This window comes from Billgrantia sp. Q4P2 (assembly GCF_052806135.1).
This window is the reverse complement of the sequence record NZ_JBRBAI010000024.1, coordinates 1-10544: the sequence shown is the minus strand read 5'-3', so window position 1 is coordinate 10544 and position 10544 is coordinate 1. Positions and strand designations below refer to the sequence as shown.

Here is a 10544-nt window from a genome sequence, read left to right as displayed (position 1 = left end):
TCCTTCTTCGTGCAGGGGGCGGAGGGCGCCACCTTCGGCATCATTCCCTCGATCAAGCGCCGCATCACCGGCCAGATCTCTGGCATGGCCGGCGCCTACGGCAACGTGGGGGCGGTGGTCTACCTGACCATCTTCACCTTCGTCACCCCGACCCAGTTCTTCTACATCATCGCCGGCGGCGCATTCGTCAGCTGGCTGATCTGCCTGGTGTGGCTGAAGGAACCGGAAGGCGCGTTCGACGAGGAGTACTACGTCTCCTCGGTGGACCGCATGATCGAAGAGCAGGAACTGGCCCAGGCGCAGGCCAAGCCGCAGCAAGGCTGAGCCGGTTGGGCTTCATCAGAGGGCGGCGACTTCGGTCGCCGCTTTTTGTGCAGTGCGGAGTGGTGAAGACTTGGCTTTATTGGGCGTGACGCTCGAGTTCATGCAGCGCAGCCCGGGCCAGGAAACCGGAACGGCTCTTGTAGTCGCCGTGCTTCGCCACGGTGCTGTCGATGCGCTTGATCAGCAGATCGGGCAGGGTAACGTTGATCTTGTGACTCTTGCCCAGATAGGGAGTCATGTCGATCTCGACCGCGGCCCAGATCCACCCGGCAAAGTCGGGATTCTCCAGATGCTGCTGGATGGCGGTAGCGGTGGGAATGGGGTCGCCGTGCTCCGCCAGGCTTTCGAGATGCCCCTCTATGGCCTCCCGTGCATTGGCGATTGCCTCATCGAAGGTGTCACCTGCGGAGAAGCAGCCCGGCAGATCGGGCACGACCACGCCATAAGCGTGCTGCTCATCGCCAACCTCGATCGCAATGGGATAGTGCATGGTGTCGCTCCTGTGTGGTGCCAGGTGCTACCTGCCTCACTTGAGGCCGGCTTGTTTCCTGATTCCCTGTATCAGGCCCTTCTTCAGGTCTTTCTTGGGGTGAGGCACGGTGATGGTCCCGGGCTTGTGTGGATGGCGAAAGTGGTGGTGGCTTCCTTTGATCCGGTCCAATGTCCAGCCATCGGCTTCCAGCTCCTTTATCAGATCTGCGCTCTTCACACCCGGCTCCTTGCCGTGCTTTGGGGTTATAGTAACCCCACTCAGGCAGCTACGCAAGAATTCATAACCCTGATAACTCCAGGAGAGCGCTTTGAGTCTCGCCAAGGCGTAGGGATGGGCGGAGCCGAGCCTTGCTGGGCTCAATCAAGGCGGCGACTTCGGTCGCCGCTTTTTTTGCCATCGAAACGGTAGCCGACGTAACACATCGGCTACCGAAACCGGTCAGGCTTCGCTAAGCATTTGCTGATTTTTCGGATATATCTTGTTCTCGAACTCTCGCATGCAAGAATCCGCAGCGGCCATGAGCTCCTGCTTGAGTCGCTCGGCACCGTTTGCCAATAGCTCAGCATGGCTCGGTGAGTCATCCGTCTTATCCGGCCACCTTCTACAGTGGGCTTCGGCTACTGCCTGCATCGACCGCGTATCGATCACCTTGAGCCTTGCGGAATACGACACGAGATAGGTTCTCATGGCGGAAGGATAGTAGGAGAACCCCCAGCCCAGGGTTTCAACATCCACCAGCAAGTCGCTGGCGGCATAGTCTCTTGACAACCCGGCCACCCCCGTTTCCTTGGTCACGAAGTCGTTTTCATCCACTTGCTCTATCCCAAACCGCTCGGCAAGTGATGCCGCCAACCCATTGCTTATATAGCCAGCCGGATCCTCGATCTCGTTCTCTTCAACGATGTTGTTCCCTGCTATCATCATCGCTGCAGCGCCCACTAGCCCGCCCACCATGGCTTTTCCGGCTGTCATGGCAAGAAAACTCGGTTTCTCACGACTGGATGTCGTGATTGAGCTTGGTGACGTCTGCTCTACCTGAGCGGTATCCATGGGCACAGTATTGGTGCTGACGCAACCGACCAACATGAAACCCAGGAGAAATGTTGCGATCCCTTTGTACATCTTACTACCTTTATAAAAATGTTTTTCACACCCTAAGCCGGGTGTGGCAAGGAGTGCCGAAGGCACCCAATTCTGCCGACCTCTGGAAGCTCCCCTCCATGGCGACATGTTCTAAGAATGACATGAGCCGGCCCTCCGCACATCGGAAGGCATGCTGTTTCTGTTAGCGGTTCATATGGCGTCCCTGCTTGGCTTACGTTATTTTTCTTTTCGGCCATTGGGACGAAAGCTTTAACGATTCAGCCAAAAAATAGAGCCATATATTCAATTTCGAAATCTGGATGGCCCACCTCAGGCAGCGAGTAGTTTCCGTCCTGAGTTGCCGCCGGATAGATGGGTATTGGGAGGTCCGCCGTGCCGCCGGAGGTCCGACTGCTGTCCACAGCGTCCTGGTTGGCGTAGCTGCCCTGACGCTGGCTCGCTCCTCCGCTGATGCCAGCGACCGTAATGAGGTCAAGGGGCTCAAAATAGGATAGGGCCGTGCTGAGCGACGCCATTATTCAGAGCACCAACGGAAACTCACTCGGCGCCCTCCAAGGGCCAAAGCATCAAATATCCGAAGAAGGAGAAGTGTCAACGGAGTGGAACCCCACTACTGGACCGTAGTCTCGATCTGTACTTGAGACGTAAACATTGAAACGGCGGCCTGAAAAACTGCTACACAGTGTGAAGTGTGACGGTATTTACCTGACAGTAGGCCGCTGGCTAAGCTGCCTTCCATTGCCTTACTGTTCACTTCTGCTTGAGCAGCCGTGAACATCGTCTTCCTACCCACCAGCCAAACACTGCAGCGAGTACAATGACACCACTTCTCAACACGTCATTCATCCCGTCTTCTGTTAATGCGGGAAAAAGTTTGACCACCAAGATAACACTCAATAACGACCCAAAAATCCCGGAGAGCCCAAGCTTATCCATCAGCAAAACGATCGGAGGTTTTTCTTCATTCGCCTGACGGTTATTCTCAATAGCGGCCGGAGTGACAAAATCGCCCCAACGAAATGGAGTATTTTTCTCAAGATACTGTTTCACCGCCTGCTCAGACTCAAACCTCTCTATGCAGTCATCCTGCCCCACTTAGCTCAGTCGCAATGCATAACCCTGCTCCTTCTTACTCAACTCAGCGCGATGCACGATCTCGCCTGTGGCAGTTGACTCGACAAATGAAGCGCACATTGTTGAATCTATGGCCTCATATGTTTTCTCACCCTGCCGCTCTTCTTGCCTCTTCTTTAACCTCTCTGCCTCTTCAGGAGGTTTTCTATGATACCAAGCATTAAAGGCATCTACTAAAAAACCGAATACAAATGCCCCAGCAACCCCCATAGCCCAGACACGGTGCCAGCGCTGATGTGCTGGGCCATAACCTCGCAACTCCCCTCCAAACAAGGTATATAGCCATTCCAAAATAGCCACGCTATTCCAGAAAAATAGGAATGCAGCCAAGCACACAGCAAAAAACTTCACATTTCTCTTAAAAAATGCGGACCATGTCCATGCAAATTTATTCATTTCGATTCTCGTTGTTTCCAGCGTCAGGCAGACCAATCAATGCCGGTATATTGCTGATCACCGTCTCGGTAGTGTTGCCTATCGCCTCCGTAGAGGGTAAAGGCATGGTAATGGTGGCGGGTGTCTGGAAGTAAGGCACACTTACCTGCCTTGGTAATCCTTGAAGGCGCTGGCCTATCGTTCCGCCAATGTAAGTTCCAACTCCTCCAGCACCCGCGCCGACGAGTACCCCTGAGGTTACCGACTTGCTCTCGTCATATACCCAGTTGGTCACTGCCGTATGGGTGCCACCCGCCGCACCACCCACCGCAGCATTGCCCCACAAGCTGCTGCCAGCCAACGGGCCGTAAACCAGCGCCGTACCACCAGCCGCAAGCGTCTGGCCAAACCGGTATTCGCCGCCTTGTAGAAGCTGGCCCGTCGCGTCAAACCCTGCCCCAGTGGCAAATAGCCCCACCCCACCGCAAGCAGTCGGCAGCGTGGCAACTGGCAGCACCTTGCCTACTTACTCTCCTCTTTCGGATAGCGCCTCTTTTCCGGATATTTTTGCCAGTACCAAACACTTAGAGCATCTAACATGGCCACGAATATAAACATAGCCACGAACCCCACAGCCCAGACACGATGCCAACGCTGCTGCGCCGGCCCATAGCCACGCAACTCCCCGCCAAACAAGGCATACATCCACTCACCTATAGCCACGCTATTCCAGAAAAAAACAAAAGCAAAACAAGCAAACAAAGCATTGATCGCATTCCGTTTCAAAAATCCTTTCCATGACATATCACGCTTAGTCATTAAGGTCGCTCCCTATTATTAGCGTCAGGCAACGACAAAAAGGCTGGTATATTACTGACAACCGTTTCCGCCATCCCTCCTACTACATCTGCCGAAGGCAAGGTCACACTAAATGTTGCCGGTGTAGAAAAGTACGGCACAGTAACCTGGGTGGGAATATATGGCCCTAGACCTTTAATGGACTCACCTAGGCGCGTACCAGCCCCTCCAGCGACCGCACCTAAAAGCGCGCTCTGGCCAACCGACTTGCTCTCGTCATACATCCAGTTGGTCACCGCAGTATGACTGCCCCCGGCGACCCCACCCATGGCGGCATTGCCCCATAAGCTGCGGCCAGCCAGCGGACCATAAACCAGCGCCGTGCCGCCAGCCGCGAGCGTTTGGCCAAACCGGTATTCGCCGCCTTGTAGAAGCTGGCCCGTCGCGTCAAACCCTGCCCCAGTGGCAAACAGACCTACCCCACCCCGAGCCGTCAGGGTGGCAGCGGTATAGGGACCGATTACCGGGAGTGCTGCCATGCTGGAAACACCGCGAACGAAGGCATCCATATCCTGCTGCTGCTGCATTGGCGTGCGCGTATCAACCTCGTTGAGATTGTAGGGCAGCCCTGCCGCCATCGCGATGCTATCCGGGAAAAGCAGCTGTGGCTCTCGAGCATTCGGTGCCTGTGTTGGCGGTATCCAGTACGGCGAATCCGCGCCGCCCGTATTGCGAATGATGAAATTGGCCAATTCACGCGGCGCGTTCGGCACCGCCTGGCGCAACTCCTGCGATCCATCGGCCAGCATGACGTTCACCCACTGGCCACCGAAGTCGTAATAGCCCAACTCATCGGAGCCTAGCCCTGGCAGCAGGGGAACAATGATATTGTCACCGGGCGCTTCTCCTTTCGCGAGGTTGTGCATGCCACGCATCGCTTGCTCGATCTCTTCTAGGGTAAAGCGCCCTTCACTCAGATCCGCCAAGTCTCTTGCCAGCTTGCGCTCTTCGGAGTGCAGCTGGCGGTTGTAGCTCTCCACTTGGCCGGCGATGAAGGCGCCGTTATTAACGTCGCCGCCGCTCAGCTCGGCCGCGACGATGCCCACCAGTTGAGCGATGGTATTGCTGAGTACCGGATTGGCGCGACCGTTCTCCACGAGGTGATGGACGAGCGCTTCACTGGCGCCGGCGGCCAGAAGCGGATGGTGCCGCCGCTTTGCAGAGCTATGACGCCACTGGCTGCCAGGCGGGTAACCTGATAGCGCGCGCTCATCGCCACCGCCGACAGCTCGCTTCCCACGGGGCATGTGCCAGACGCATACCGTCACTGTATACCCCTGCTGCCAACTCCCTAGCCTGTCTTATCTTTGGAACGTAAGGACTCAGCAATATATTTCCCAGCCATTGCCCCAAACATCACCGCCAAACCAGCGAACACAATGCGGATCATATGCAAGCCACCATCTTCAGGCGGAAATAAAAGAGGCGCCACGAACTGATATATTACAAAAGCAATAAAGCCACCCAGCAACCCTGCCTTACCTAGCCTTGACTCTTTTTTGACACTCATGCCACAATCTCCTTCTTCTTTAACTATAAAACCAGCACACCAACTGATTACGGTCTACCGACAGTTCATATGCCATCGACTCGACACCTAGCGCACCTAATTCTCCCCATCCACCGATGAGCTCCCACCATCAGCCGGATGTTTTCTGTAATACCACATATTGAATAACCCAATCGCCAGGCCGAATAGATACATGGCAACAAAACCTATCACCCAGAACCTCAACCATCGCTGCTGCGATGGACCATAACCCTTTAGCTCTGCCCCAAAAAATGCATGTACCCACTCCATGATTGCCACCCCATGCCACAAAAAAAAGCAAATCATGCCAAGTGGAATAACAACTTTTGCGTTACGGAGAAAAAACGCCGCCCAAGTCCAACGACACTGCGCCATCATTGTCACCTCTCATCACTAGCATCAGGAAGCGGAATAAATGCAGGCATATTGCTGATGATAGTTTCTGCAGCATTTCCTAAAGCATTTCCCGCAGGCATGGTAAAGGTAACTGATGCAGGGGTCTGAAAATAGGGAAGACTTATTTGACTGGGTATATTTTTCATCTCTTGACCAACAAAATTGCCAGCTATCGTACCGCCTGCACCAGCGCCAGCACCAAAAAGTGCACCAGTAAGCACGGATTTACTCTCGTCATACACCCAGTTATTAGCAGCAGTGCTCGTCCCCCCTGCAGCAGCACCCAAAGCGGAATTACCCAGTATTCCTCCACCCGCCATTGGGCCATAGCCCAAGGCAGTGATGCCAGACATTAGTGTCTGACCGGGACGGTATTCGCCCCCTTGCACATACTGTCCTAGTGCGTCGAAGCCTGCGCCCGTGGCGAATAGCCCTGCCGCTCCGCGAGTCGTCAGGGTGGTTGCCGCATAAGAGCCGGTCACCGGGAATGCCGCTAGGCTGGCGATACCACGGGTGAGCGCCTCCTGGCCCTGTTCGATCTCCGCCCACGTCCTGCTATCGGTCTTATTGAGGTTGTAGGGCAGCCCTGCCGCCATCGCGATGCTATCCGGGAAAAGCAGCTGTGGCTCTCGAGCATTCGGTGCCTGTGTTGGCGGTATCCAGTACGGCGAATCCGCGCCGCCCGTATTGCGAATGATGAAATTGGCCAATTCACGCGGCGCGTTCGGCACCGCCTGGCGCAACTCCTGCGATCCATCGGCCAGCATGACGTTCACCCACTGGCCACCGAAGTCGTAATAGCCCAACTCATCGGAGCCTAGCCCTGGCAGCAGGGGAACAATGATATTGTCACCGGGCGCTTCTCCTTTCGCGAGGTTGTGCATGCCACGCATCGCTTGCTCGATCTCTTCTAGGGTAAAGCGCCCTTCACTCAGATCCGCCAAGTCTCTTGCCAGCTTGCGCTCTTCGGAGTGCAGCTGGCGGTTGTAGCTCTCCACTTGGCCGGCGATGAAGGCGCCGTTATTAACGTCGCCGCCGCTCAGTTCCGCCGCGACGATACCCACCAGTTGAGCGATGGTGTTGCTCAGTTCCGGATTTGCACGCCCGTTCTCCACGAGGTGATGGACGAGCGCTTCACTGGCGCCTGCGGCCAGGGCGCCGGTACGGAAGTCACCGCCCATAGCTTCGGCAGTCAAGCCCCCAACCAGGGCATGCAGGGCGATCTTCTGCGGGCTGCCTTCGTCCCAACCTTTGTCGAAGGCACGGTCGCCCACGGCATTGAACAGCACACCGCTGACGACGTGGTGCACGGCGTTCTCGAGGCTGTCGCCGAGGTGGCTGCGGTAGCTGCCGCCTTCCACGGCGCTGCGAATGCCTGCATCGATAACGGCCTGGGTGGCGCGCTGCCCGGCGAAGCGGGCGATGTCGCTCCCTTGGCCGAAGCCGAGGTTGAGGTTATTGGTGGCACCGGTAGTGGGGTTGGTCTGCGTTCCCCACACCTGATCGGTCATGCCGCGGGTGGCACCGGCCGTCACGCCGGCGCTGGCGGCACTGCGCAGGCTGTCGCTGGAGAAGGTGTCGTCGAGGGTGTCGCCGAGATCGCCACGGTTGTTGATGGCGCTGACGGTGGCGGTGGTGGCCATGCTGGTCATCGCGGCTGTGGCCGCGACGTTGGCCCAGCCGGCGGAGGCGCCGGCCGATGCGGCGGCCCAGGCACTGCCGGCGGCGGTCGAGGCTCCCGCCGCCGAGGCACCACCGGCCACCAGGCCACTGGCGGCGCCGGCGGTGAAGTAGGTCACGACGATGGCCACCACCAGCGCCGCGCCTGCTCCAAGCCCGGATTGCTCGTAGTCCCAGCTGTCGTGGAAGGCCTTGACCCGGCGCCAGTCGACGTCGCCGCGCTGCTCCATCTCCTGCAACCAGGCGAGGTCGGGGTTGGCGGCGACCATGGCGTCGATGGTCTGGCTGACGCTGCGCCGGTCGATCTTCTCCACGTCGATGCGAAGGCCTTCGGCGGCCTGAATGATGAGTTCGCCCTGGGCCACCAGTTCGCTCTGGCGCAGCGTTTCGCGGGTGAAGCCTTCGCCGGAGGCGGATTGCCAGGCGAAGCTGCTCTTGCTGCGCTCGTGGGATTCGGTGTGCACGTCGCTGGCGGTTTCGAAGCGGATGCTGCCGCCGCTTTGCAGTGCGATATCGCCGTCGGCTTCCAGGCGGGCGGCCCGATAGGTCTGGTCGAGCCCGCTGGCGATGAGCAGGTCGCCACCGCTGGTCACTTGGCTGCCGATGGCGCGGGTCTTGCTGACTTCGTCGCGCTGGGTGCGGCTGCCGCCGAATAGGCCGCCGCTGCGGCGCGACTCGGAGAGGGAGTAGTCGTGCTCCTGGGCGGTGAGGAGTTCGATGTCGCCGCCGGCCAGCAGGGCGGCGCTCTCGCCGGCCTGGAGACGGCTGGCGGTGCTGGTGATGACGCCGCCGTTCAGGCGGGTACGACCATCGATGTCGACCTGGAAGCCGCCATCACCGGTTAAGATACCGCTCTGCTCGATGACACTGGCGTAGCTGGCGTCGACCCACTGGCCGCTCAGGTTCAGGCTAACGTTGCATGTTGTATTTAGCGAGTCGATAGTGGCTTGTGTCAGGTGAATACCATCACTATACACATTTCAGCATCACGGCAATCCTTTTGTCGGCTGGCCTCAGCCTACCCGGTAAGATGCAATAAAATCGATTGTTAAAGATCTCGACACGATGGTAATTGCAGTGCATCATGAGAAAAGCAACTGATGAACCAAGCGTAACACTAAACATTGAGACTGTCGTACTTTGGTGAAATTCACCAGCCTCAACAAAGCCCACCTAATTTCCAGCGCTCCTATCAGAGGCCAACAAATTTTTTTTGAACAGCGGACCTTCACCATTCAAGGAAGACCCAATTTCTCCCGTATCTCCGCCTCGTTCATTCCATAATTTTCTTTCGCATATTGGTAATCGACCTCAACTTCTACAGTTTCAGCACTTCCCCACCTGTCAGCCTCAATACCTTGACGTAGCTCCATCAATGACCCACAGATCTTGCATCCTATAAGACTATAGGATGCAGTTCCATCATCTGGATATTCAGGGCTTGCCTTTTCTGCCAAGTATTTTATATTTCTAAACTTGCACTTAGGCTCACATTTCTTCGATTCCACAACCAATCCCTCAGTCGAATTCCTTGAGCGCTCTTAACCGCCAGTTCACGATATCATCACTTGTTATCCCAGGGAAATTAAATTCCCTCTGGCCACTCAGCGTTTTTCCTCCGGCACGGAACAACGGGTCATCGAACTGCAACAAATTTTGTAGCCTGGAAGTATCTTTGAGCTGAAACTCAAGGATGAAATCTGGCTCGTAACGGATGTCTAAAGCTTTTTGGAGGTCTCTTGCGTTCGTGAACCTATAAAGCTCTTCCGCCGAGCCAAGGAAGCCAGCGCCATCAGGGAAGCCATCAACGGAGCGACCTCCAAAGCTAATGGGAAGATTGTCTTGCATTTTTAACGCGTCTCTAAGTGTAATGGTGCGGGAGAAATAACCATCACTTGGGAGGCCATACTCACCCCAGAGAGAGATGTCGTAACTCAGCGGCACGGCATTAGAGGAAGAAGCCCAGTACTCAAGATTGTTATTTGGAACACCCACCCCATCCTGCGCCCTACTCCCAGAAAAATCACCTGCTCCCGCGATGCCTGACCGGCTTGTGACAACATTCCTGGCCAGCCTCGGCAGGCTTGCCGCCAGCACGCCTGTGCCCATCAGCATCGACTGATTTTCCAGGGCGACACGTACTCTCAGCCTGTCGGCTTCGTCCTGCTGCCCTGCCAGCTCCAGCGCATCGGCTTGGGCCAACTGCTCTCGGATACTCCCACTAATACTCTCGGGAATAGAGTGCGGCAGATTGTCAGCAAAGGCCTTTATCTCTTGGCCCATCTCTCGCAGTAGCGCTTGAGATTCTTCGTCACCCAGCAGCGCTTGCCCGACAAGCTGTCCCATTATGATGGGCGCGTTGATGGAGTCTACCACCATCTCTGAGAGAGCTTCGGCACCAATACGCTCCATGCGCTGCTGCTGGTGCTGACCATACTGGCTCGCCGTATGGAGGTACTCGGCAAAGACCGTGTCTCGGTCCTCTCGTCCCAGTGTCACGTCTTGCCAGCTATTCATGGCTACCTGCAGCAATGCTCGCTCGTAGCTGCAAGCTTGCGCAGAGCCGCCTTGGCCACAGGCCTCCTCTAGCGCAAGGTCACGAGACTGGCTGAGTGTTTGAATTGCTAGACGCTCTTCCTCTAGGGTTTG

The 10544-nt window shown here is 56.6% G+C and carries 12 protein-coding genes and 1 pseudogene; 1 reads left to right on the top strand and 12 read right to left on the bottom strand.

Annotated elements, in window-relative coordinates:
- Nucleotides 1–324, top strand: a pseudogene (locus tag ACUY1T_RS21800) (MFS transporter); the annotation flags it as partial.
- A gap of 76 nt (nucleotides 325–400) precedes the next feature.
- Here the strand turns inward: ACUY1T_RS21800 and ACUY1T_RS21795 are convergent.
- The 12 genes from ACUY1T_RS21795 to ACUY1T_RS21740 all read right to left on the bottom strand — a co-directional run.
- Nucleotides 401–814, bottom strand: coding sequence for a type II toxin-antitoxin system HicB family antitoxin (locus ACUY1T_RS21795; RefSeq protein ID WP_434233504.1), 414 nt, complete (start codon nucleotides 812–814; stop codon nucleotides 401–403).
- Nucleotides 815–850: 36 nt separating this feature from the next.
- Nucleotides 851–1033, bottom strand: a complete 183-nt coding sequence (locus ACUY1T_RS21790) for a type II toxin-antitoxin system HicA family toxin (RefSeq protein WP_086510541.1) — start codon at nucleotides 1031–1033, stop codon at nucleotides 851–853.
- A 222-nt stretch (nucleotides 1034–1255) separates the two neighbouring features.
- Nucleotides 1256–1939 carry a hypothetical protein gene (locus ACUY1T_RS21785; protein ID WP_434232951.1) on the bottom strand — a complete coding sequence of 228 codons (684 nt, stop codon included), beginning with the start codon at nucleotides 1937–1939 and terminating at the stop codon, nucleotides 1256–1258.
- A 732-nt stretch (nucleotides 1940–2671) separates the two neighbouring features.
- The gene (locus ACUY1T_RS21780; RefSeq protein ID WP_446025669.1) at nucleotides 2672–3016 is read right to left on the bottom strand and encodes a hypothetical protein; all 345 of its coding nucleotides are present in this window, start codon (nucleotides 3014–3016) and stop codon (nucleotides 2672–2674) included.
- Nucleotides 3017–3451, bottom strand: coding sequence for a hypothetical protein (locus tag ACUY1T_RS21775; RefSeq protein ID WP_446025668.1), 435 nt, complete (start codon nucleotides 3449–3451; stop codon nucleotides 3017–3019).
- Complete coding sequence (locus ACUY1T_RS21770) at nucleotides 3444–3947, bottom strand: hypothetical protein (RefSeq protein ID WP_446025667.1); 504 nt, start codon at nucleotides 3945–3947, stop codon at nucleotides 3444–3446. The genes ACUY1T_RS21775 and ACUY1T_RS21770 overlap by 8 nt, the downstream gene beginning before the upstream one ends.
- A gap of 5 nt (nucleotides 3948–3952) precedes the next feature.
- Complete coding sequence (locus ACUY1T_RS21765; protein WP_446025666.1) at nucleotides 3953–4249, bottom strand: hypothetical protein; 297 nt, start codon at nucleotides 4247–4249, stop codon at nucleotides 3953–3955.
- On the bottom strand, nucleotides 4249–5535 hold the full coding sequence (locus ACUY1T_RS21760; protein ID WP_446025665.1) for a hypothetical protein: 1287 nt from the start codon (nucleotides 5533–5535) through the stop codon (nucleotides 4249–4251). The genes ACUY1T_RS21765 and ACUY1T_RS21760 overlap by 1 nt, the downstream gene beginning before the upstream one ends.
- A 44-nt stretch (nucleotides 5536–5579) precedes the next feature.
- Entirely contained in the window at nucleotides 5580–5798 is a 219-nt protein-coding gene (locus ACUY1T_RS21755) for a hypothetical protein (protein ID WP_446025664.1), read from the bottom strand.
- A 401-nt stretch (nucleotides 5799–6199) separates the two neighbouring features.
- Complete coding sequence (locus tag ACUY1T_RS21750) at nucleotides 6200–8872, bottom strand: DUF637 domain-containing protein (protein ID WP_446025663.1); 2673 nt, start codon at nucleotides 8870–8872, stop codon at nucleotides 6200–6202.
- Between the two features lie 258 nt (nucleotides 8873–9130).
- Nucleotides 9131–9403, bottom strand: a complete 273-nt coding sequence (locus tag ACUY1T_RS21745; RefSeq protein WP_446025662.1) for a hypothetical protein — start codon at nucleotides 9401–9403, stop codon at nucleotides 9131–9133.
- Nucleotides 9404–9413: 10 nt separating this feature from the next.
- A partial coding sequence (locus tag ACUY1T_RS21740; protein WP_446025661.1) for a DUF6862 domain-containing protein occupies nucleotides 9414–10544 on the bottom strand: 1131 nt, incomplete at its 5' end.